The organism is Yersinia alsatica (assembly GCF_025133195.1).
GTDB classification, from domain to species: Bacteria; Pseudomonadota; Gammaproteobacteria; order Enterobacterales; family Enterobacteriaceae; genus Yersinia; species Yersinia alsatica.
The window spans coordinates 954,426-977,278 of sequence record NZ_CP104006.1; the positions used below are offsets into that span (position 1 = coordinate 954,426).

Below are 22,853 nucleotides of genomic sequence, written 5' to 3' on the forward strand. Positions count from 1 at the left end.
ATTCATGGAATTTAAACGAGTGAGACAGCCTGATATACAGCTAAGTAATCGTTATTGCTGGTTAATAGCTTGCGTGCTGTTCTTATTGCCACTTTATAGTCAGGCCAGCGCCTGGGTTTCGACACAAACTCGTGTTGGTTCTCAATATCAAGGTACTTTTTCTTGGCCGAGCGAGGAAAGTAGTGGTGCCGTACTTTGTGCCAAGACTTATTGTTCTGTAGCAATATGCCACTTCTCGAGTGATATCGATGAATTGTGCGCCAATCCCTCTTATGCTTCAACTCGCGTAACGGTTGCCCGTGGTGCAACGGCTCAAGATATGCGCACTGCCTTTATTGCACAAAACGGCGTCTCTGGTGGCTGGGCAACAACAACCTTAAATCCATTACGCGCAGCAGGTACTTGCTTTGGGGTGATGTATTGGCAGGGAGATGATGATATCAACTTCACTGGTCAGTCTATCCCCGGCTCCTATTGTGGTGCAGTTCCTCCGACCCCGGAAACCTGTGATATCACCGGTGATGTGTATATCAATTATGGCTCACTTAATCAGCAAAGTGTTGATGGAGCAATAAAAAGCGAGCCGCTAATTATCAACTGTACCGCCAGAACATCAGTGAAGTTGACCTTGGTGGGTGGTAAAAGTATCAACCTTGGGCAGAATGGCAATCTAACATCGACATTGAAAGTGGCGGGGCAAGACTTGTCTGCTGGTGTAACAGTAACCCCCGGAGTGGGCAACAACTCTTTCCTGATTGAGTCGACACTTCATGCAACGGCATTGCCTGATGCAGGTACCTTTTCCGGTAGTGGAGTTGTGATTATGTCATATCTTTAAATAGAAGAGTTATATGCATTCAGTCTATGAGTGCATTATTATTATGAATATAAAATAGCGTTTTAATTTCGTTGTTTTTATATTCATGAGGCAAGATGGTTTACTGTTATTTTAATATGGCAGCGAACCCTTGCGGCATTTATTTATATATTAATTTAAATTAAATAAATGTTATTTTTTGTTGTAATTGGTATTGTTGTTATAGTATAAATCTCCTGCGTTGGATTAATTAAGTGTTGGGGTGAACCTAATATTTAAAACGCATACTTCAATGGGCTATTAAATAATAGGCTATAATTTTTTATTTTTTCTTTAAGGACTTTATCATGAAAAAAATGAACATGGCTGATGCAAATACTATCGTTGGCGGTACTGGTACTACTTGTAAAGATACTTACCAGTGGAAGACCGGTAGCACAACTTTGACTTGCATGGCTATTACTACTTGTACTGACAAACACGGTAAAGTTGTTAGCTCTTCTTCAGCACCAACTAGCGTAGCTAATTGCCGTTAAGATAGTGAATTAAGTATTCGTTAATTTTTATTAATATTTGACGATGCCCCAGGTAAGTATGGGGTAATTACCATGCTTGCCTGATTTATTTTTTTAATACTCTACTGATGCTGAAATTCAAGAATTTTCGCATTAAGTGAATGTTATAAATATTATTTTCGCGGACATAAAGGTCATTTTACGCCATTTATGTCTTACCTGAACCCTGATTGTGAATAAAACTGACCATGTCTACCAAAAAAAATATGTTTAGGAGTAAGGGATTCTTTATAGGCTATACACTGTTGGTTATCCTTATTTCTTCATTGATAACAACCGCCTATTTCCATTATTTCGTGCTCAATCAGGATACGCAGGAAACGCTGTTCTCTGTTAGCAGCAGCGATGTTGAGAATAGCCCGATTAAAGATGACAAAAGTATTATCGAAATCTTCTCTTATGGCTGCCATTACTGCGCCATCAACGAAGAGAATGTCGCCCAATTAGAAAGTCGTATGCCAGAAGGCACCCGTTTTATTCGCCTGCACATCAGCAGCGATAAAACCTCTGGGTTAGGGCGTTTCGCACCGATGTTTGCCACATTATCCGTAATGGGTATTGAGTCGCAGCATCGAGCGAGTGCCTACAAAGCGGTACTCGAAGACAATATTGATTTTAGTGATAACAGCAAGCTCGAAGCTTGGTTGAAAGCCAATGGCATTGATGTCGCTAAATACCAGCAAGTCCGCCAATCCGCTGAAGTTAAAGAGCTGGTTGCCTATATGACGGCAGTGACAGCGCATTACAAAGTTGATGCCACTCCGACCTTTATTGTTGGCAAGAAATGGATAGCGCTACAGGATCGTGAATTCCCAGCGTTCTCGGATCATCTGTTGTCATTACTCGAGCACGATAAGGCGCTGGAGAAATAATGAGACTGTTAGCCGTATGGGGTTATTTCGCCTGGAGAAACCAGCTGGATAAGCTGGCTTTCAGCGGGCGAACATTGACCCACTTGCAAGCCAAACTGGCTGTCGGGTTATTACGGTATGGTGACTATCGCTGGTTACTGCTGCTCGGTGCTTTGCACCGGGCTTTCGGCTTGTCGTCACGGCGGCAGAAGAATCTGGCCCGGGTGGCAGCCGCTAACAGTCAGTGTCTGTTGACGGGGCAGAAAAGCCCGTCTGCACGCAATTTTATCCGTACCGCGCAACGCCGTCAGGTGTTAGAGCTGGCGGCAACCTTTGGGCAGAATCGGCAGGTTTTAGCTCAGTTGGCAGCTTGCACTCAGCAGTTGGATAGCCACGTCAAAGCGCTGCACGACGCGGGTTCTCCGGTGATTTTGGCCCCTCTGCATATGGTCTCAGATGTGCTTGCCGGTATGGTGGGTGCGGGCTCTTATCCAGGACTGGCGACGGTCGTGGTGTCAGCCAGTGCAGAAGCTTATGAAGAGCAGGCCCGGCAAATGGGGGGAGTGAATATCTCTTATTGCTCTATCCATGCTGATAGCCGTGCCATTGCGGGCAACCTGATGGACGCCATTATGGAAGCGGCAGAGCATAAGCGAAATATTATGATTTTTCCGGATATTACGCCGGATTACACCATTAATAACCAGACGACGGAAACCGCAAAGATTCCCTGCCAACTGTTCGACCGTCCGGCCAATTTGCACAGTGGAATTATCCGCCTTGCCAGAGCACTGTCAGCGCAAGTGGTTTTTTATTACCTGTATTACGACAAAGGCATAAAAATCCATGTTTATCCTGCGCTTAATGCACGGGAAGTCAAAAATAAATTACCTGAATTGATTGAAACATCAATGACGCAGCATCCACAAGATTGGCTGTTATGGCACTCACATTCGTTGTTTTTTATTAATGAATAATGTTACCCACAAAGAATAGTAGAAAATGGAAAAGATAATCCCAACGCTAGTTTTTCAAAGCGAAACCAATGAATGCGGTTTGGCCTGTATTGCGATGCTGGCACAGACGCAAGGCATCGATGCGCCACTGGAAAGCTTGCGTGAGCGTTATCCTGCCTCTGGGCATGGCACATCACTGGCCACGCTTTGTACTATTTTGTCTGAGCTGGCCATTCCGGCTTATCCGGTGGTATTTGAGCATCAAGAGCTGTCAGCGTTACCTCTGCCGGCCATTCTGCATTATGGTGCCAACCATTATGTGCTGCTCGCCTATCGTCAAGGTAACTATGTCTGCGTAATGAACCCGGCCATTGGGCAGCAGTTGCTACCCATGGATGCCTTAAAAGCAGAAATCAGTGGTTATGCGCTGGTGCTGGATCCTGAAACCCCGGCTGATCCAGAAGCCGTGAAGAAAATTCAACACAGCAAACGACTCAGTGCGCTCGACTGCATGAGTTTAAAAGAGACGGCGAGTATTCGTGGCATCTACTGGCTAATGACGCTGGCATTCTTGATTTCTCTGACGCTGTTTATTATGCCGACCATGGTCAGCAGCGCCATTAATGACGTATTTTCCTCTGCCGGTGATAAAGATTTCCCTTATTTCTATTTTCTATTGGCCTTTGTGGTTGCGACGTCATTGGCTTTTGCTGTGCGATATATCACTGAGCGCTATATCAAACACTTTGTGGTGCTTAACAGTGTGGCCGGTTTCTCGCGCTTGCTCAGTCACTCGCTTAACTTCTTTGATAAGCGAGCGCCGGGTGACATCTTCAGCCGCTTCTCGAACTGGCAAATGGCAGCCACGCAAAAAATTGAGCTGGATAATGGCCTGCGCACCGACTGGATAATCGGCGCTATTGCGTTGGCGGTGATGTGCTACATGAGCCCACTGTTGGCAATGGTGTCGGCTATCGGTGTGATGCTGATGGGGCTTATCAGCATTTGGGCTATCTATCGTGACCGCTATTACACTCAGCAGTTACAGGTGAAAGGGGCCGAGCAAAGCGACTTCATTCTGGAGAGCATTCAGGGCTTTTCTACCATTAAATCTGCCGGTTTATCCAGCCAACGCCAAGGGGTGTTTGCCGGTCTGGTGCTGTCACTGTTCACCGCATTACAGAAGAAGAAAATCTACGATCAGGTCAAAAATAGCCTTTATCAACTGATTGGTAGCTTGGAAATGGTGTTCTTTATGCTGCTGGCGTTGCCATTGTTAAAGCAAGGGACACTGAGTCTGGGGGAGTTTTTCGCCTATAGTTTTGTGCGCGAAATTTTCACTTCCTATATCACCAAAATCTTCTATGCCATTTTGCAGAAAAACCAATTGCACGTCATTGATATCCGCGCGCGCGACTTGTTCCCGGCTGGGCAGCCGGTATCCGCAGAAAACAGCTCGGCAGTGCCAAAAGCTCCGCCGGTGTTTAACCATCAGTTGGTTTATCAGAATATCCGCTTTGCTTACGATGCCAGCCAGCCGGTATTGCGTGACTTATCGCTGTCACTGACACGCGGGCAAAGCGTGGCGATTGTCGGGGAATCCGGGGCCGGAAAAAGTACTTTGCTGAAAGTGATGGCCGGGTTAATGCCGCCACAGCAAGGGCAAGTTATCGTGGATGGTGAACCGGTTGATTTTCAACAGGCCCATGCACTGTTCTTCCTGCAAAGTCAGGAAGATATCCTGTTTAATGCCTCGGTATTACAAAATATCACCTTGTTTGATGGGCATCTTGATGGCGAAAAACGCCAGCGTATTGAGCGCTCACTGCAAGGTCTGCAATTAACTCATGTTATCGATAAATTGCCCGGAGGCCTCAGTGCGCTGGTGCGCGAAAGTCATGCAGCACTCTCTTTAGGGCAGCGCCAACGGCTATTACTGGCGCGTGCAATGTACAGCAATTGCCCGGTGTTGGTGCTGGACGAACCAACGGCCAATCTGGACGAAGATACCGCTCAGCAGGTGATGCAGACTTTACTGAGCCATTGCCGCGAATATCAGAAAACGCTGATCACCGTGACTCACAGTGAAAGTGTGCTGCCGATGTTTGACAAAGTTTTCCGCTTAAATGACGGCCAACTGGTGCGCTGCATTCAACCAGCGGCATCTGCTCATCTTACTCCTGCGGCGGTTAACTGATGCGTATCAATAGGTTGAACAAAAAACAGCGACTAGCACTGGCCTTGCTGATGATTGTTTTACTGCTGATCGGCGGTGCTACGGCGCTGCTGTTATCTGGTAGCAAGCAAGATACGCCACAGCTAACTGTCACTGTCGATCGCGGTGATATTGAACGCAATGTGATGGCCACCGGCAGTTTAAAACCTTCATTGCAGGTCAATGTCGGGGCACAGGTCAACGGGCAGCTAACCAAACTTTATGTCAAACAGGGCGACCGCGTCACTCGTGGTCAGTTATTGGCTGAAATTGACCCGACGTTGCAGCAAAACGAATTACGTAAATCAGAAGCTGAATTACAAAGCGCGCAAGCACAAAAGCAGGCGACTCAAGCTTTGTTGCGTCAATATCTGCTTGAATTCCGCCGCCAGCAGAAGTTGGCAAAAGAGGGCTCAGGGGTGCAAAGTGCGCTGGAGCAAGCACAGGCGCAATATGACAGCCAGTTAGCGCAATTGCATGTTAATGAAGCACAAATTGTACAGAGCCAAATGGCGTTAGAGACCGCAAAAGCCAATCTCGGTTTTACCCGCATCATGGCGCCTATCGACGGCGAAGTGCTGGGGATTGTCACCAAAGAGGGGCAAACCATTGTTTCCTCACAGACTGCGCCAACCATTATGGTTTTGGCGAATGTCGATACCATGACCGTGCAGACGCGGATTTCAGAAACCGACATCCTCAAAGTCAGTGTCGGGCAGCCGCTGTGGTTCTATGTGGTCGCCGACCCTGAGCGCCGCTACGAGAGCCGGATGGATGCTATTCAGGAAGCTTCTGCAGACAGCTTGCGTGAAGAAAGTGCTGGGCAAGGGAACAACCAGCAGCCTTCCGCAGTTTATTACAACGGCCTCTTTAGCATTGCCAACCATGAGCGGCTATTGCGCACCTCAATGACGGCGCAGGTCTTCATCATTACTGCACAGGCTAAAAATGTGCTGCGCGTGCCACTGTCTGCTTTAGGTGAACAGCAATCGGCTTTAGACCCCAAAGCCGACAAACGCTATCGAGTTCAAGTCATCAAAGGCCAACAGACTGCCGAGCGCTGGGTCGCTATTGGCCTGCGTGATGGTCAATATGCTGAAGTAAAAGAGGGGCTAGAGCAGGGTGAGCAGGTTGCACTGATCGGTGTGCCGTCGGGAGTGAATAATGGACATTAATACTGTTCATCGTGATGACGCTAACCGTGCCCCGTTGATCCAACTCGATGGAATCTATCGCCATTTCTCTTCAGGTAGCGCGTCGGTTGCGGTACTCAAGAATATCTCATTGTCGATTCATCGCGGCGAAATGGTGGCGATTATTGGTGCTTCTGGCTCCGGTAAATCAACACTGATGAACATTATCGGCTGTCTGGATAAACCGACGCAGGGTGAGATGTCGATTCATAACATCCCGACGCGGCAGGCCAGCAGTGAGCAATTGGCACAATTACGCAGCCAGTACATCGGTTTTATTTTTCAGCGCTACCACTTAATGCCGTACTTAACGGCGACCGAGAATGTGGTTATCCCGGCACTTTACACCGCGATGAGCACCGCCGAACGTCAGGAACGCGCCACTTATTTGCTGCGTCGCTTAGGTCTGGGTCAGCATTTGTTGCACAAACCGGCGCAACTCTCCGGTGGGCAACAGCAGCGGGTGAGTATCGCCCGTGCTCTGATGAATGGTGCCGGTATTATTTTGGCCGATGAACCGACCGGTGCGCTCGATCGCGCCAGTGGGCAGGAGCTGATGGGGATTTTGCACGGCCTGCATCAGTCCGGCCACACCATTATCATCGTGACCCATGACCGCAATATTGCTAATCAGGCGCAGCGTATTATCGAGATCAGTGACGGTGAAATTATCTCTGATCGCAATAATGAGGCAACCGGTGCTGCGACAGTTAATGCGGCGCTGCCGACCACGGTTGCCACCGGCCGCCCCCACTGGTGGTTGAGTGTCAGAGAGGCGATAAAAATGGCCTGGCGCTCCCTGCTTGGGCACCGCATTCGGGCTTTTTTATCCATGCTCGGCATTATTATCGGCATCTCTTCCGTGGTGTCCTCCATGGCGGTGGGAGAAGGCGCTCGTCAGGAAATCCTAAATGAAATCAGCCAACTGGGTACCAGTAATCTGGATGTTCGCCCAGGGTTGGGCTGGGATAAACCGCGCCCTGATTTTGAACGCGCACTTTCACAAGCCGATGTTGAGCTGCTTCGCCATCAACCCTATGTCGATAGCTTGTCGCCAGTAGTGAGCAAAATGGTGGCTGCGGTACGGGGTGAAAAACAAGTGATGGTGGCGCTCTCTGGCGTCAGTGACGGCTTCTTTCAGGTAAAAGGGCTGAATTTTATGGCCGGGGAGGGTTTTACCCAGAGCCACGTGAATGCCCGTGAGCCGGTGGTCATTCTGCAACCTGAGCTCAGCGACACTCTGTTTGCTGCCGGAGAAAATCCGATTGGTGCCATTGTGCAGTTAGATGGCATCCCACTGCGCGTTATAGGTGTTGCCAAGAGGAGCAGTTCATCATTCGGTGGCTTATTAGCTGCCTGGATGCCTTATACCTCGCTGACCGAGCGGATTTCAGGTGATATCCCGCTGGAGTCAATCTCGGTGCGGGTTCGTGAAGGCTATTTGCTGAATGACGTGCAACAAGATGTCGAGAAGCTGCTGGAGCAAGCCCATGGTCAGCGGGACTTTTTCATTCTGAGTAATGACCAGATGAGCAAAGCAATTCAGAAAACATCTGACTCCATGACACTGCTGATCACCTCTATTGCCGCTATTTCTCTGCTGGTGGGCGGGGTGGGCGTGATGAATATCATGCTGGTGTCGGTGACTGAGCGCACCCATGAAATTGGGATTCGTCTCTCTGTGGGGGCACGTCCGAGCGACATCATGCTTCAGTTCCTGATTGAGGCGGTGGTCATCTGCACCCTCGGCGGCTTGATTGGCATTGTTGGTTCCGCACTGGCTGGGGTGATTTTCTCTTGGGTTACCCAGACCTTTACCCTAATTTTCACTTGGCCGCCGTTAGTGTTGGCCTGTAGTTTCTCCGCGCTTATCGGGTTGGGATTTGGCTTTTTCCCGGCGCGCAATGCTGCTCGTTTGCATCCAACCGAGGCGTTGGCACGAGAATGATGAAATTAATTAATGCCGGGATTCTCACTCTGCTGCTGACCGGTTGCGGCTCTTTACTGAAAAGTGATTATCAGCGGCCAATGTTGTCAGTGCCTGATGAGTGGCGAGTCAAAGATAGCGGCGGCGGCTACCTACACCACAGTGTGCACTGGTGGGAAAATTTCGATGACCCGCAACTGTCAGAAAACATCAGCCGCATGTTGATCAGCAATAATGACCTCGCGACTGCGGGGCTGAAATTGCAGCAGGCGCGCCTAACGGCGGGGCTGACGAATACTAATTTGCATCCCGAGGTCACATTGACGGGTACTGGCAGCAATACTCGGTCATTGCATGAAAATACTCAGCCGCGAGAAAACTACAGCACCTCATTCGGCTTGAGCTACGAGCTGGATCTGTGGGGTAAATTAGCCCGTGCCCGTGAGCAATCGGCTTGGCTGGTCAATGCAACCGAGCAAGATCGGCAGGAAACGGCACTTTCATTGATTGGCACCACGGCGGATCTCTACTGGCAGATTGCTAAATTCAATCAACAGTTGGGCTACCAGCAGGCGGCGGTGGCTATTGCGCAAGATACCCTCAAAATCGTGAGCTCGCGTATGGCGGCGGGTGATGCTGGTGAAATCGAGCTATTACAGGCGCAACAGACATTACTGGATCGTCAAAATCAGTATCACAATCTTGAGCAGCAGCGGGAGGCAGCACGCAATGCCATGGCATTGCTGTTTAACCGCGTGCCCGATTATCGTCAGACCGAGCGCCAGTCATTGGATTTACAACAACAGGTGCCGATCGCCACAAGTCTGCCATTACAGGTGATTGCCCAGCGCCCCGATGTACAGGCGGCCGAGTGGCGTTTACGTGCGGCATTAGCCGGTTCGGATGTCGCCAAACTGAATTTCTACCCGACACTTTCATTGGGCGCCACGCTGGATGCCGGTAGCGCGGTATTTTCACAATGGTTCAGCAACCCAAGCCGGACACTGAGTGTTAACAGCACACTGCCTTTCTTACAGTGGAATACCGTGCAGCTCACCATTGACCAGTCAAAGCTGGAGGTGCAATTGGCGGCAGTCGATTTTCGCAGCAAGGTCTACAGCGCACTGAAAGATGTTGATGACGCAATGACCCAACGGCTGAGTTATCAGCAACAAAAACAGAATCAGTGGCAGAACCTGCAACTCAGCCAACGTCGGCTGAGCTTGGCTAACAGCCAATATCAGGCAGGTGCCGTCTCATTTCAGACCTTATTGGATGCGCAGGACGCTCTGCTGACCAGTGAAACCAGTTTGCTCGAATTTCAATATAACTACCTGAATGCCACCATGAAATTATGGCTAGCCTTAGGCGGCGGTGTGGATAACAGCAGGGACAGTAAAGGAATTAAATCATGACAAATACCGTTAAGCAGCGCCGGGTTGTAGTAACCGGTTATGGCAGTGTGACCCCAATGGGCATGACCGCGCAGCAGAGTTGGGCGGCCATTATGGATTACCAATTAGGTTACCGTTATTACGATAAATCCGAGCAGGGCATTAAATCGCGATTTTTTGGCCTGCTTGATGCGGAACCTAATTTGAAAGCGGTACCTGCCGCGATACGCCGCCGCCTGCCGCGCTATGCCCGATTAGCGCTGGCTGCTGCACGAGAAGCCATGGCGATGGCATTTGCCGAGAAATCTCCGGCGGAGTATTACGATTTACTCGATTGCGGCACCATCATCGGCAGTGGCTGGGCGGGTCAGGATGAAACCCATGATAACTATGAAGGTTATTTAGAAACCGGGCTGGGCACACCTTTCGGCTGTTTCCTGTCGATGCCGAATGCCGGGACAGCAGCTTGTAGCTTGTATTGGGGATTGCGTGGTTATCAAAACTCACCGATCGCCGCTTGCGCCACCGGCACTATTGCCATTGGTGATGCTTTTGAAATCATCCGCAGTGGACGAGCTTCTATGATGCTAGCCGGGGCGGGGGAATCACTGCGCAGTGATGCCGCCGTCTGGAATATCGATATCTTGGGCGCACTGGCACGCGAGCAGGAAGATGCCAGCAAAGCCAGTTGCCCGTTTAGTTTAGATCGTAATGGTTTTGTACTGTCTGAAGGGGCGGCGGTGCTGTGTCTGGAAGAGCGGGAAGGGGCTATTGCCCGTGGCGCTCATATCCTCGGCGAGATAAAAGGTTACGGTAACTACTCCGATGCTTTTGATTTCACCGCACCGGCAGAAGATAAAGTCGCCCGCGTCAAAACTATCCAGCATGCCTTGCAGCAGGCAGGGTTGAGCGCCGATGACATTGATTACGTTAACCTGCATGGCACCTCGACTCAGCTTAACGATCTGAATGAAACTCAAGCCATCAAACAAGCATTTGGTGATGCGGCTTATACCACGCCGTTATCCAGCACCAAATCCTATTCGGGTCATTTGATTGCAGCAGCAGGCAGCTTTGAATCCATTATCTGCTTGCAAGCTTTGCAACATCAGATGATGCCTGCTACCTGCAACCTGAAAAATGCCGACCCGCAATGTGACCTTGATTACATCAGCGAAGGGCATCGTTCCGCGGTATTACGTAACACTCTGAACCTGAGCTTTGGTTTTGGCGGAGCGAATGCCGCCTTGGTTATTGGGCTGGAATGACCATGACTTTTAACTCGTCGTTTAATTACAACTACAGCCTCAGTGATGCCGAACGTTGGGCCGAGTTTTCTGGTGACTACAACCCGATCCACTTTGATCTGCAACATGCGCAGCAACTGGGCCAGGAACAACTGACAGTGCATGGAATGCGCGCCATGCTGGATATTAAATATCAGCTCAGTGCTGCGTTATTAACCGCATTGCCCGACACGGATTTTCTGCGTTTTAACGCGCGCTTGCGCCAGCCGGTGCTATGCCATACGCCGTATCAGTTGCAATTGAGTCAGGCGCAGGGGCAGGTGAGTGGCAATTTGTTCGACAGTGATAATGGCGAAAGTTGCTTTAACGGCAAGCTACGCAGTGCACCCGCGTTGGTACAGACTGACTGCGAGCAATGGAGTTCTTTGTCTGCGAATGAGGTTCATCAACTCAGCCAGCAATTCCCCGGTGACACCTCACAACCGGCTGAGTGCTGGGCATTTTTCGATGCGCTGCTGTTTAAATTGCTGGTTGCTGCTCCGCAAACACTGGCAACGGCCAAACAGGTGTTACCTGGAATTCAGGCCGAAACCTTGATTGATGTTTTTAAGCATGTGCCAGTTATTCAGACACATCATGATGTGCATTTCAGTGCTGATTTACTGCGCATCAACCACCCGAATTTATTTGTCCGCAGTGCACTGCACTATGCCATCGAGCCGACACTGGTGGTCGGCAATACTGAAGATGGCTGGATATTGCGCTCGGCTATTCAGGCCCGCACCGACATCGGGCCATTAATTACCACCGCTGTAACATTAAAAACGTGGCCATTAGCCGCGCATTAAAAAAGGATAAGACCATGGAAAAGTATCAACACGTTTATGACACCGTATGTGAAATGTTGTGTGACGCCAAAGACTTGGAAATGTCGGCACTGTCACCTGAAATGCCTCTGCATCAGTTAAAACTCGACAGTCTGGATTACGTTGAATTGATGGTGCTGGCAAAACGTGAATTCGGTGCCACGCTGAATGCCGAAATGTTTATGGAAAGCCCGGACATGACTTTAGGCGAGCTTTGTCAGAAGCTGGCTGAGCAGAAGAAGTAATATTATGAGCAGGCAATGGGTGTTAATTACTGGCGGCAGCCGTGGCATTGGTCGGGCATTGGTTGAAGAGCTAGCCAAAGAGTGGGATGTTGTTTTTACCTGGCGTCAGGGTGAACAACAGAGTCACGATGTCATCGAAAGTTGTGAAGGATTACCCGGTCGGGTGACTGGCTATCGTTGTGACGGCAGCAATGAAGCCGATGTTGATGCGTTGGCCCCACAATTGTTAGAAAAATATGGTCCGCCCGGTGCTGTTATCCATAATGCGGGCATTACTGGCGATAGCTTACATATTCAGCAGAATGGTAATAACTGGCGTAATGTCATGGATACCAATTTGAATGCCATTTTCTACTGGAATAAGCACCTCTTGCCGCCCATGATGATGCAGGGCGAGGGCGCCGTGTTGCTGATGTCTTCAGTCACCGCCATCAAAGGCAATATCGGACAGAGTGCTTATGGGGCCAGTAAAGCGGCAATGATTGGCCTTGGCCGTTCACTGGCACTTGAGATGGGCCGTTTTGGCATTCGGGTAAACTGCTTGCTGCCGGGGATAATCGACAGTGATATGACGCGCAATATGCCTGCCGATGCCTTAAAGGGATTACGTAAGCAGATCCCATTGCGGCGTTTAGGTGACGCACAAGAAGTCGCTCGTGTCAGTGCCTTTATGATAGGCAATGATAGTCGTTATATGACTGGGCAGGCAGTAGTGCTAGATGGTGGATTAACGGCTTAAACCCAAATTACTTGAAGCTACAGGGTTGAATTTACTGACTGCCTACCTGTAGCTTCAATGATTTTAAGATAAAAATAGCGGGTAATTAATGGCCGCCTATTCGGAAATATTCCACTGGTGGGCTAAGGTGGATTTTGTCTCGCCACTCAACCACTGGTTAACTGCGCTAAGAAGTGGCTGATTATCTTTTGCCATCATATACACTTTGTAGCTGCCGGTGCCGGGTAATATCTCCGGTGTGGCGACACAAAATACCCCCGGCTCTTTGCTCTGGTAATAATCCCCTTCAATTAAATCAGTGAACATAATATCGGCGCTCTGATCTCGGACACCCTGCAAATTGGCGACGTTATCTTTGGTGCGGATGATTTGTGCTTTCTTGATATTAGCATCGACAAAAGATTGGTTAGTGCCACCGGGATTCACAATGACTTTCACTGCTTCATTATCGATAGCATCGAGTGTGGGGAATTTTTTAGCTTGTTGGCAGTTGGCTAAGGCAATTTTTCCGTTTTTGACCACCGGACTGGATAATGCAAATTGTGCGGCACGGCCAGGTGTTTCTGTCACCCCGCCCATGGCAATATCAAATTTGTCGGCCGCTAAATCCTCCGACAGTGTTGGCCAGCTACTTGGCACAAAATTAACTTTAAGTTTTAGACTCTCACCCAAAGAGTTTGCCATATCAATATCGTAACCAACGAGTTGCCCTTGCTTATCGTGAAATGCCAGAGGGGCATAGTCACCGGGAACACCAATACGCAATTCCCCGCTCTGTTTTATTTCCTGCCAGCTTTTTGCCAAGACTTGTTGGCTGCTGAGTAATGCCACGATCATGATGCCCAGAGATAATTTCTTCATTTTTATTCCTGTTATTTTTATAAAAGTCAAAATGAGAATAACGTGATGTCTTATTTTTAATCAATGATTTTATTGGGGAATGTTGTTGGACAGTAGTGAAAGCAAGAATGGCCTCCCGTATTGCTACGAGAGGCCATTCATAAAAAGTTATTTAGAAGTTAATCCGAAAACCAATGTTAGCCATGATGGGTGACTCAACATGTGTACCTTTACGATAATTCGTTTCAGCATAAAGAGTGGTTTGCTTCGTCAGATTAACATCCACACCCAGCCCATATTTTGCTGTATTGCCTGAGAAATCATTATTAAAGTTATTTACCTGGTTGATGGTCACGGTATTTGACTTAATAAACTCTCTTTCAATACCCACTTTAGCGTAAGGGCGAACAATGGCACCATTCTTCAGATCTAATTTTGTCCCAAGATGGGTTCCTAACTCGCCTTTTGCGGAGCGGTTACTATCAATTTTGGCTTTCATGCCATTGTTCAGTGCAATATCTTTATCTTGTGCCGTGAAATAACTGGTACGAACATAAGGCTCAACAAACCAATTATCGGATAGCTTGTAATGGTAGCCAGCCTCCAGCGAACCCCCCAATGCATTTTGGTCGTAATCGCTTTGTACAGAACCCCCATTTGTCATATTGGCATTTAGTGAGTTCTTAAAATGGTTAGCTTTGAGGACGGTATCAATATAATAGCCACTGTTATCAAAATAACTGCCGTAAGCGCCCAAGCTATAACTATCAATGGTACTGTTACCACCACGGGCATGTTTCAACCGGTTATTGCTATAAGAGGTAAAACCCCCTAATACTAATTGTCCGGAAGAGAGGCCAAATACTTTATCAGCACCAATTTCAAAACCATCTTGCTGTAAACGATAAGCGGCATCATGGGCGGCACTGACACGAGTATTGTTGGTTAAATAGCGGCCCCAGACACTGGCATTATCGCCTTTACTGTTATTTAAATCGCCTTTTCGTAATCGCAGATTCTGCAATTCACCATCAAAAATAAACTGGCTGGCAGAGGCCATACTTAATACAGCATCAGTTGATGGGGTGGTTTTCAGGTCAGTTTCAGGTTCTACAGGTGCTGGACCTGGTTCAACGGTAATGGGTTCTTCTGGTTCTGGTCCTGCATCCAATGCGCTCCCTAAATACCACAGATTGCCTCCGACTCGTGCCGAGTTATCCCACTTTTTTAAGCCATAAACATAAGTGCCGCCATCGATTTCAGTGATGTTAGCTCCGGTGATAGAGGCCAAAGTAAAATGTGCATTACCACTGATATCGTGGATAAGGTCTAAGGTTGTTTCACCGGGAGCGGTTATCTCAACACCGGAGTCATTCACTATCACCTTGTGTGACCCGCTGCCATTAGCGATGGTCACGAAGTTGCCTTTACCTTCTGCAATCGAGGTATTAAATAAGAAAGAACCTGAACCAGAAAGTGTGCCGATATTTAGTGAGGTATAATTGCTACCGGTGCCCGCCAGAAACGAAACTTGGCCACCATTTAACGTTAAGTTATCAACAGTAGCAGAAGCATTATTGGCTGCATTATATCGCACTCTTAAATGGGTATCGTCACCATTAAGAATGATATTCTGAGCATACGCACCATTAGTTTCATCGGTATCAAGATAGACTGAGGCCGCATTATATACTTCTGTCAGCCCGGTTAATTTCCCTCCAGCGCGCACCCAAGAATAAGCACGATCAAATAAGGTTGTATTCTGCGACTCACCGCCAGTATATATATTTTGGTAAGACGAATCGTTGAATACAGCGTTGCTGGAAAGCCCGGTAGCATCAATACGCTGGTAAGATGTATCAGCGAATGTGGCATTAACACTATGGCCATTAGCAGCCACAATCTGTCGGCTGGAGTCAACAAATTCCGAGTTGTAAGATGTGGCTTTAGTATCCCAGTTTTTCGACTCGTTCTTCATACCCCATAACATTTCATAGGAAGTATCTTGATAGCGGCTATCGGTGATATAGGGATTGAATTCAATACTGCCATCTTCTGCCGTTTCAGTGTAAACATTCCCACCCATAGCAAATTGGGTCGAAACAACTACCGCGGAATTACCTTTAGCAATAGTCTGATCAGCTGAAGTCATCACCCACATCAGGCTATTATTTAGTGTGGTATTTTCTGCCCGGCCCTCATAAGTTGCTCCACCCTGATAGTGAGTGCCAGTGATTGTAAAGCGGCTATTATTAACTTCAGTATAACGAATAGTGCCGAGGGCAACTGATGCGCCAAAATAATCATGAGGTTGATAGAGTTCATATCCATCACCATTAAAAACAAAGTGATGGTCTTCAGTACCTGCCGTTACGCCATCGCCTAGTGAGATACTGTGAAATTCACCCGCACCAAATTTAGATTGTTCACAAATATCGGAGACGGTATAACCCACACAAGGTGCAGCATTAGCACTCATTGAGGTCGCTGTATAAATAATGGAAGAAATAGCGATACTAAGGTAGGTTCTTTTTATATGAATATTCATTGAGGTAAAATTCCCGGTTAATTTATATAAATTTATTGGTGTCTACATGTTCTCCAGTGAGACGTTATTAATGAGGGGGATACTTATTGGATGTAATTAATAGAGTTAATTACAAATGTAATTAAGGTGTATTATTTATTAATTCAATTTAATGAATATTTGTGTTCTAAATCAGTGAGAGGATGATAACAAAGGGATGTGTCATGATGTATGGGAACAGATACCCATCTGTGTAGGAAAAATCCTAGGGTCTACCGATAATGATCAAGATCAATAAATGGGATTCATCTTCACGCAACATAATCATGTTTAAGTGCTGTTTGGGATCTCTTTTTATAAAAGAGTATCCGCAGATAAACCACTCTGCGGATACTTTTGATATTAATACTTATTCTTTATAAGGCGTATATTCCCCGGTCAGACTTTCGAGGAACGCGACGATATCTAGAACATCCTGTGGTGGCAGATTAGTACCGACCTGATATTTCAACATCATCTCGACCGCTTGAGTTAGATCTTCGGCTTGAGCATCGTGGAAATAAGGGGCTGTCAGTGCAATATTACGCAGACCCGGTGTTTTAAAGCGGTGCATATCACGGGGATCTTTGGTGACATTAAAACGCCCATGGTCATCAGCAGTCAGCTCTCTTGGTCGATCAGCGAAGTAATTACCCGCTAATCCCATCAGATCATAAGACTGCCCGCCAAGATTTTTACCGACGTGGCAGGTATCGCATTTATTTTTCTGGAATAACGCCAAGCCATTTTTCTGACTGGCAGTTAAGGCATTCGTATCCCCTTGCAAATAGCGGTCAAAAGGACTATTTGGTGTGGTTAAGGTTTTCTCAAATTCAGCGATGGCATCAGTAATGGTTTGTTCGGAATAACCTTGCGGATAAACCTGAACAAATTCTTGAGTCAACTGCGTATCTTGTTGCAGCTTATTAATGATTTCATCCCATGACGCTGAGGCCATTTCTACCGGGTTAAGCGGTGGCCCGCCAGCCTGCTGTTGTAAATCAACGGCGCGGCCATCCCAGAATTGATTAACATTAAATACGGCATTGAAGACTGTTGGGGCATTAATTCCGCCTTTCTGACCGCCAACCCCAGTCGAGGTTGCCAGATTATCAACCCCACCTTTTGTTAGCAAATGACAACTAGCGCAGGAGACGGTGTTATCACTGGAGAGTCTTGGGTCGTGGAAGAGACGCGAACCTAGTGCGACTTTTTTACTGTCTACTGGCAGGGCATCCGGCAGAGGCTGCAATGTCAGGTGCTTCATGTCACTGCTGCTGTTTGAAGGGAAATGCTCTGCCCGGTGTGATTTTACCCAATCCAGAATTTGATTACGTTCCTCGGCATTGATGCCAGAAGACCAGTGCAAAACTTCAAAACGTTGTGGTGGCATTTGTTCGCGGGCAATGGCCGATTCGATTTTAGCTAAATCAGCCTCTGGTAAGGCTCTATTTTCTTTAATAGCCAATAAGGTCGGTTCCAATGAAAAATATTGACTGCCTTGTTGAATATCGTAATCCATTAATTGCTTCACGCCAGGAATAACAGCATAAAACGGCAGGGATGCACTGCTTGTATGGCAATAATCACAGCCCTTTTGATAAAACAAATTACTGACTTGTTGGTTGGTTAGTGTGGTGTTGTTCACAGAGGGGATTGCATCGTTGGTTATTAGTTTTTCCTCGCTGATTAATGCCTTACTGCGCGCGTTATCCGTCATGTAGATATAGCCAGCTACACCCAGATAACCTGCAACTATTAATATACCTCCGCCAATTAGCCATTTTCTTATCACAGCAGCACTCCTTTGTTGTGTGGAAAGTGATAAGTCACTTTCACATTTATCCCCTTCGTATTGGCTGCTACCGAGCTGCAATGCCAATAATGTTGGGTATAGGGTTTTTATCCTGTCAATAACCTTATTTATTGAGTGGGATTATCTCTGGGCTGTGCTGAGTGATGGTTGACCTTTATCAAGCTAGTGGGGCAGCTTTGCCTATCGTTGAGATAGCCTTTGTCTATTGATTGAAAAAAAAGCAAGTTTGGCGCTGGGCAGCAGCATGAATAAGGATGATAACCCACGCCCCTCCCGCGCATTTTGTGATGTCGGACACTTTTCCCCTATTTCATCGTGATGGGGCTCACAATAATTTATGCATTTGCCCAAAAAACCCTGCCTTTATTGTCTTTTTTGCAGCCAATTTCCTAATGACTAATCGACAGTTATCTCCAATACTGGTTAAGTGAAATGTAATTCCATTTTAAAAGATCCGTCGTTTTAATATTAAGCGTGAATAAATCATCATTAAAAATAAGGGATTAACGATTTGAGCTCACAGGGATAGCGGCCATTTAGTCAGGAGATATCAGCGAGGCAATCACTGTTCCGACTGAAAACGAAATGAACTCTAAAGGCAGGTAATCAGGTGAAAATAATATCCGTAGACGTCACTGTATTTTCTTATCCCACCCGGCGTGTTTCTGATACCGCTGGGCATTCGCACCCCGGTGAGGAATCACTGGCAAAAATGGCCATGCTGACCTTGACCACTGACGAAGGTGACTGTGGCTATGCATTCGCCCCACCGGAAGTGATTCGTCCGCACATCATCGACAGCTTCTTTAAGAAAGTGTTGATCGGGCAGAACCCGTTTGACCGCGAGCGGCTGTGGAATGACTTAGTCCACTGGCAGCGCGGCAGCGCCAATCAGTTAACCGACCGGGCACTGGCTATCGCTGAGCAGGCTATTTGGGATCTGCTGGGGCGCAAATTGGGTCAGCCAGTCTATAAATTGCTGGGCGGTTATCGCGACAAAGTATTGGCCTACGGCAGCACCATGTGCGGTGATGAGCTCGCGGGTGGGCTATCCACCCCGGATGAGTATGCGTGTTTTGCCGAGCAATTGGTCGCCAGAGGCTATAAGGGCATTAAGTTGCATACTTGGATGCCGCCGGTCTCCTTTGCGCCAAGTCCACAAATGGATGTCCGCGCCTGTGCTGCGGTACGTGAAGCCGTCGGGCCAGATATTGCTTTGATGCTGGATGGCTACCATTGGTACAGCCGTAGTGATGCCCTCTATATTGGCCGCGAACTGCAAAAACTGAATTTCAGCTGGTTTGAAGAGCCGATGGAAGAGCAGAGCATGGCTTCTTATTGCTGGCTGCGGGAAAACCTACAGATAGACATCATCGGGCCTGAAAGTCTGGCGGGGAAATACTTCAGCCGTGCAGATTGGGTGAAAGCCGGTGCCTGCGATATTTTACGTGCCGGTGTTCAGGGCGTAGGCGGCATCACGCCTTGCTTGAAAGTGGCCCATTTAGCGGAATCCTTCGGCATGGATTGTGAGATTCACGGTAATGGCGCGCCAAATCTGGCGGTTGTCGGTGCCATCCGTAACTGCCGCTGGTATGAGCGTGGGTTACTGCATCCATTCCTTGATTACGATGAGCCCGCTGCTTACCTCAACAGCATCATCGACCCGATGGACAGTGACGGTTATGTCTCGTTACCGACGCGCCCAGGATTAGGCGAGGATATTAACTTCGACTATATCGCAGCCAATACCCTGCGTTCTTGAAGCCATTGAATAATTTCTTCGCGGCTTAAAAATTATTTCGACCTATAAAAACAAGCATTCAGATCTCGCCTTTTCTTACCGGAGAATGGTCCATGAACGCGATAATAATAGTCAGAACACTCCTCCTTACCCTACTGATTACCCTGACGTCGGCTGGCGTCAGTATGGCTAAAACACCCAATGACCAACTGATTGTTGGCATGAATATGAACAACCTGCTGTCACTCGATCCGGCCGCCATGACCGGCAATGATGCCGTTTCTATCATTGTTAATCTGTATGACTCCTTGGTGGAATTGGACCCACACACGCCGAGCAAAGTCCTGCCCGGTGCGGCCACTGAGTGGCAAATCAGTGACGACGGCAAGTTAATCACCTTTACCTTGCGTGAGGGAATGAAATTCCACTCTGGCAATCCGGTGACGGCTGCCGATTTTGCCTGGTCAATGAATCGCCTGATGCATCTGAATCTGGCGCAAGCCACGACTTGGAAATCCTACGGCTTTACCGCCGATAACGTGGAGCAATTGATCCGCGCTAAAGATCCCCTCACGGTGGAGATTGAGCTACCTAAGCCGACCGACCCGAAGCTGGTGATTTATTCGCTGGCAACCTTGGGCAGTGGCTCGATTCTTGATCGCGCCACGGTGATGCAACATGAGAAAAATGGTGATTGGGGCAATGGTTGGCTGACCACCAATGAAGCGGGTTCAGGGCCATTCAAGCTGGATGTTTGGCAGGCAAAAGATGTGTTGCGTATCAGCCGGGTGGATAATTACTGGCAAGGTGACGCCAAAATGAAGCGGGTGATATTCCGCCATATGACGGAGTCGCAAGCGCTACGGTTAATGATTGAAAAAGGGGATATTGATATTGCCAGTGGCATGTCGGTGCCCGATATTAATGCACTGAAAAATAACCCGGAAATTCAAGTCGATGAAGTTCAGCGCGGCACCATTTATTATGTTGCTATGAGCCTGAAAGAGCCGCATTTCGCCAATCCTAAGGTGCGCGAAGCGGTGCGGTATTTAATTGATTATGATGGGATTAATAAAACTATCATGCCGGGCTATGGGATCTTCCATCAACGCCCGATCCAGAAAGGGATGGATGTCACACTGCCCGATCCCGGCTATAAACTTGATGTGGCGAAAGCCAAGGCGCTGCTAGCGGAAGCGGGTTATCCCGAGGGTTTCACCACCACCCTGCGGGTGCTGTCTGATCCGCCATTTATCAACGTCGCCACTGCGGTTCAATCCACACTGGCTCAAGCCGGAATCCAAGCCAAAATTCTGACCGGCACCGGTAATCAGGTCTATGGTGCCATGCGGGATCGCCAGTTCGATATGCTGGTGGGCCGTGGCGGTGGCGGCGTTGATCCTCATCCTCATTCTAGCTTGCGCTCAATTGCCTATAACCCGGATAACAGTGATGCCGCCAAGCTGACCAACTTCCAGGGCTGGCGCACCTCTTTCTACGATAAACAGCTGAATGAATTAATTGATAACGCGCTTATCGAGAAAGATCCGGCCAAGCAAAAGCAAATGTACGTGGCAGTACAGGAGCGCTACGACGCGCTATTCCCGGCCATCTTACCGATTTCACAAATGGTTGATTCCGTCGTGCTGCGCAAAGACGTAGTTGATTACGTCCCGCATCCATCCACCACAACCCGCCTGCTACAGGTGTATAAGCAGCGATAATTCACGGCAAGCAACCTAAACCTAGGGCAAGGCACCAGTGTGTTTTGCCCGTATCGGGAGGATAGCATGAAGGTTTCAGACTGGTTTGCACCGCATGGCATCGCGCGGCGTTTATCAAAGCGCCTTTTTCAGGTAGCCGTGACTCTATTCGGTTTATTGATCCTGACGTTTATTATCGGCCGGGTCATGCCGATTGACCCGGTTTTGGCGATAGTCGGTCAGGATGCCGATCAAAGTACCTATCAGCAGGTTTATCTGCAACTGGGGCTTGATAAGCCGCTTTGGACACAGTTCTTTATCTACTTTAATTCACTTATCCACGGTGATCTCGGCAATGCTTTGCTCACGGGTCGCCCAGTGGTTGATGACATCATTCGTGTGTTCCCCGCAACCATTGAACTGGCCACTATGGCTATTTTGGTGGGAGCCGGTCTGGGCATTCCTCTGGGGGTTATGGCGGCAGCACGCCATGGCAAATTTGCTGATTATGTGGTGCGCTTTATCAGCCTGGCGGGCTATTCAACCCCGATTTTTTGGGTCGGGATGATGGGGCTATTAGTGTTCTATGCTTGGTTAAATTGGGTGGGCGGTGCCGGGCGGGTCGATATGGCCTATGACGGTTTAGTTGACCGGCGCACTGGCTTACTGCTGATTGACTCGGCACTGGCGGGCGAGTGGGAAGTATTCCGCAGTGCGGTCAATCACTTGCTGTTGCCGGCCACCATTCTTGGCTTCCATTCATTGGCTTATATCAGCCGTATGACCCGCAGTTTTATGCTGGCGCAGCTATCGCAGGAATACATCATTACCGCCAAAGTGAAAGGCTTGTCTGAGTTTCAAGTGCTGTGGGGCCATGCTTTTCGCAATATTCTGGTGCAATTACTGACGGTTGTCGCGCTGGCTTACGGCTCATTATTGGAAGGGGCGGTATTGATTGAGACCGTCTTCTCTTGGCCCGGTTTTGGTTCGTATTTGACCGGCAGCTTATTGCTCGGCGACATGAATGCGGTGATGGGCTGCGTGCTGCTGGTTGGCTTGATCTTCGTTTCACTGAATTTACTGTCTGACATGCTGTATCAGATCTTTGACCCGAGGACGAATCAATGATGCTTTCCTCTGAACCCGATAATGTCGTGGCACG

At 48.3% G+C, this 22,853-nt stretch carries 18 protein-coding genes; 15 read left to right on the top strand and 3 right to left on the bottom strand.

Annotated features, from left to right (window positions below; translation table 11 throughout):
- Positions 1-4 precede the first annotated feature (4 nt).
- The 12 genes from N0H69_RS04165 (at position 5) to N0H69_RS04220 (ending at position 13,025) form a co-directional block, all read left to right on the top strand.
- The gene (locus tag N0H69_RS04165) at positions 5-838 is read left to right on the top strand and encodes an MrpH family fimbial adhesin (RefSeq protein ID WP_050150254.1); all 834 of its coding nucleotides are present in this window, start codon (positions 5-7) and stop codon (positions 836-838) included.
- Between the two features lie 326 nt (positions 839-1,164).
- Positions 1,165-1,353, top strand: coding sequence for a DUF4762 family protein (locus N0H69_RS04170; RefSeq protein ID WP_050106463.1), 189 nt, complete (start codon positions 1,165-1,167; stop codon positions 1,351-1,353).
- Between the two features lie 284 nt (positions 1,354-1,637).
- On the top strand, positions 1,638-2,264 hold the full coding sequence (locus N0H69_RS04175; protein WP_072077390.1) for a DsbA family protein: 627 nt from the start codon (positions 1,638-1,640) through the stop codon (positions 2,262-2,264).
- Positions 2,264-3,220, top strand: a complete 957-nt coding sequence (locus N0H69_RS04180; RefSeq protein ID WP_050150251.1) for an LpxL/LpxP family acyltransferase — start codon at positions 2,264-2,266, stop codon at positions 3,218-3,220. Before N0H69_RS04175 ends, N0H69_RS04180 begins: the two co-directional genes overlap by 1 nt.
- A 25-nt stretch (positions 3,221-3,245) precedes the next feature.
- Entirely contained in the window at positions 3,246-5,396 is a 2,151-nt protein-coding gene (locus N0H69_RS04185; RefSeq protein ID WP_050150248.1) for a peptidase domain-containing ABC transporter, read from the top strand.
- Complete coding sequence (locus N0H69_RS04190; protein ID WP_050150245.1) at positions 5,396-6,589, top strand: efflux RND transporter periplasmic adaptor subunit; 1,194 nt, start codon at positions 5,396-5,398, stop codon at positions 6,587-6,589. The genes N0H69_RS04185 and N0H69_RS04190 overlap by 1 nt, the downstream gene beginning before the upstream one ends.
- On the top strand, positions 6,579-8,555 hold the full coding sequence (locus N0H69_RS04195; protein ID WP_050150242.1) for an ABC transporter permease: 1,977 nt from the start codon (positions 6,579-6,581) through the stop codon (positions 8,553-8,555). The genes N0H69_RS04190 and N0H69_RS04195 overlap by 11 nt, the downstream gene beginning before the upstream one ends.
- Positions 8,555-9,949, top strand: coding sequence for an efflux transporter outer membrane subunit (locus tag N0H69_RS04200; protein ID WP_301280484.1), 1,395 nt, complete (start codon positions 8,555-8,557; stop codon positions 9,947-9,949). The genes N0H69_RS04195 and N0H69_RS04200 overlap by 1 nt, the downstream gene beginning before the upstream one ends.
- Positions 9,946-11,196, top strand: a complete 1,251-nt coding sequence (locus tag N0H69_RS04205; protein WP_050121475.1) for a beta-ketoacyl-[acyl-carrier-protein] synthase family protein — start codon at positions 9,946-9,948, stop codon at positions 11,194-11,196. Before N0H69_RS04200 ends, N0H69_RS04205 begins: the two co-directional genes overlap by 4 nt.
- 2 nt (positions 11,197-11,198) lie before the next feature.
- Positions 11,199-12,023: a hotdog family protein gene (locus tag N0H69_RS04210; RefSeq protein ID WP_050133150.1), complete on the top strand. Its 825-nt coding sequence runs from the start codon at positions 11,199-11,201 to the stop codon at positions 12,021-12,023.
- Positions 12,024-12,037: 14 nt separating this feature from the next.
- Entirely contained in the window at positions 12,038-12,286 is a 249-nt protein-coding gene (locus tag N0H69_RS04215; RefSeq protein ID WP_004389134.1) for an acyl carrier protein, read from the top strand.
- Positions 12,287-12,290: 4 nt separating this feature from the next.
- Complete coding sequence (locus N0H69_RS04220; RefSeq protein ID WP_050106456.1) at positions 12,291-13,025, top strand: SDR family NAD(P)-dependent oxidoreductase; 735 nt, start codon at positions 12,291-12,293, stop codon at positions 13,023-13,025.
- A 96-nt stretch (positions 13,026-13,121) separates the two neighbouring features.
- Here N0H69_RS04220 and N0H69_RS04225 read toward each other — a convergent pair whose 3' ends face one another.
- From N0H69_RS04225 to N0H69_RS04235, 3 genes are all read right to left on the bottom strand, one after another.
- Positions 13,122-13,886, bottom strand: coding sequence for a transporter substrate-binding domain-containing protein (locus N0H69_RS04225; protein WP_050106455.1), 765 nt, complete (start codon positions 13,884-13,886; stop codon positions 13,122-13,124).
- 151 nt (positions 13,887-14,037) lie between these two features.
- The gene (locus tag N0H69_RS04230; RefSeq protein ID WP_050106454.1) at positions 14,038-16,413 is read right to left on the bottom strand and encodes an autotransporter outer membrane beta-barrel domain-containing protein; all 2,376 of its coding nucleotides are present in this window, start codon (positions 16,411-16,413) and stop codon (positions 14,038-14,040) included.
- Between the two features lie 388 nt (positions 16,414-16,801).
- Positions 16,802-18,226 (bottom strand): cytochrome c peroxidase, encoded by a 1,425-nt coding sequence (locus N0H69_RS04235; protein ID WP_050121470.1) that lies wholly within the window; start codon positions 18,224-18,226, stop codon positions 16,802-16,804.
- 631 nt (positions 18,227-18,857) lie between these two features.
- Here N0H69_RS04235 and N0H69_RS04240 point away from each other — a divergent pair.
- The 3 genes from N0H69_RS04240 (at position 18,858) to N0H69_RS04250 (ending at position 22,819) form a co-directional block, all read left to right on the top strand.
- Positions 18,858-20,009, top strand: a complete 1,152-nt coding sequence (locus N0H69_RS04240) for a mandelate racemase family protein (RefSeq protein WP_050145643.1) — start codon at positions 18,858-18,860, stop codon at positions 20,007-20,009.
- 164 nt (positions 20,010-20,173) lie between these two features.
- Positions 20,174-21,712: an ABC transporter substrate-binding protein gene (locus tag N0H69_RS04245; protein ID WP_375541935.1), complete on the top strand. Its 1,539-nt coding sequence runs from the start codon at positions 20,174-20,176 to the stop codon at positions 21,710-21,712.
- Positions 21,713-21,778: 66 nt separating this feature from the next.
- Positions 21,779-22,819 carry an ABC transporter permease gene (locus N0H69_RS04250; RefSeq protein WP_050106450.1) on the top strand — a complete coding sequence of 347 codons (1,041 nt, stop codon included), beginning with the start codon at positions 21,779-21,781 and terminating at the stop codon, positions 22,817-22,819.
- Positions 22,820-22,853: the final 34 nt, after the last annotated feature.

Bases quoted from the DNA above. Each gene is read 5' to 3' on its own strand.
- N0H69_RS04230 (WP_050106454.1), bottom strand. From the start codon at position 16,413: ATGAATATTCATATAAAAAGAACCTACCTTAGTATCGCTATTTCTTCC.
- N0H69_RS04170 (WP_050106463.1), top strand. From the start codon at position 1,165: ATGAAAAAAATGAACATGGCTGATGCAAATACTATCGTTGGCGGTACT.
- N0H69_RS04165 (WP_050150254.1), top strand. From the start codon at position 5: ATGGAATTTAAACGAGTGAGACAGCCTGATATACAGCTAAGTAATCGT.
- N0H69_RS04205 (WP_050121475.1), top strand. From the start codon at position 9,946: ATGACAAATACCGTTAAGCAGCGCCGGGTTGTAGTAACCGGTTATGGC.
- N0H69_RS04215 (WP_004389134.1), top strand. From the start codon at position 12,038: ATGGAAAAGTATCAACACGTTTATGACACCGTATGTGAAATGTTGTGT.
- N0H69_RS04250 (WP_050106450.1), top strand. From the start codon at position 21,779: ATGAAGGTTTCAGACTGGTTTGCACCGCATGGCATCGCGCGGCGTTTA.
- N0H69_RS04185 (WP_050150248.1), top strand. From the start codon at position 3,246: ATGGAAAAGATAATCCCAACGCTAGTTTTTCAAAGCGAAACCAATGAA.
- N0H69_RS04225 (WP_050106455.1), bottom strand. From the start codon at position 13,886: ATGAAGAAATTATCTCTGGGCATCATGATCGTGGCATTACTCAGCAGC.
- N0H69_RS04220 (WP_050106456.1), top strand. From the start codon at position 12,291: ATGAGCAGGCAATGGGTGTTAATTACTGGCGGCAGCCGTGGCATTGGT.
- N0H69_RS04200 (WP_301280484.1), top strand. From the start codon at position 8,555: ATGAAATTAATTAATGCCGGGATTCTCACTCTGCTGCTGACCGGTTGC.
- N0H69_RS04195 (WP_050150242.1), top strand. From the start codon at position 6,579: ATGGACATTAATACTGTTCATCGTGATGACGCTAACCGTGCCCCGTTG.
- N0H69_RS04245 (WP_375541935.1), top strand. From the start codon at position 20,174: ATGGCTAAAACACCCAATGACCAACTGATTGTTGGCATGAATATGAAC.
- N0H69_RS04210 (WP_050133150.1), top strand. From the start codon at position 11,199: ATGACTTTTAACTCGTCGTTTAATTACAACTACAGCCTCAGTGATGCC.
- N0H69_RS04190 (WP_050150245.1), top strand. From the start codon at position 5,396: ATGCGTATCAATAGGTTGAACAAAAAACAGCGACTAGCACTGGCCTTG.
- N0H69_RS04180 (WP_050150251.1), top strand. From the start codon at position 2,264: ATGAGACTGTTAGCCGTATGGGGTTATTTCGCCTGGAGAAACCAGCTG.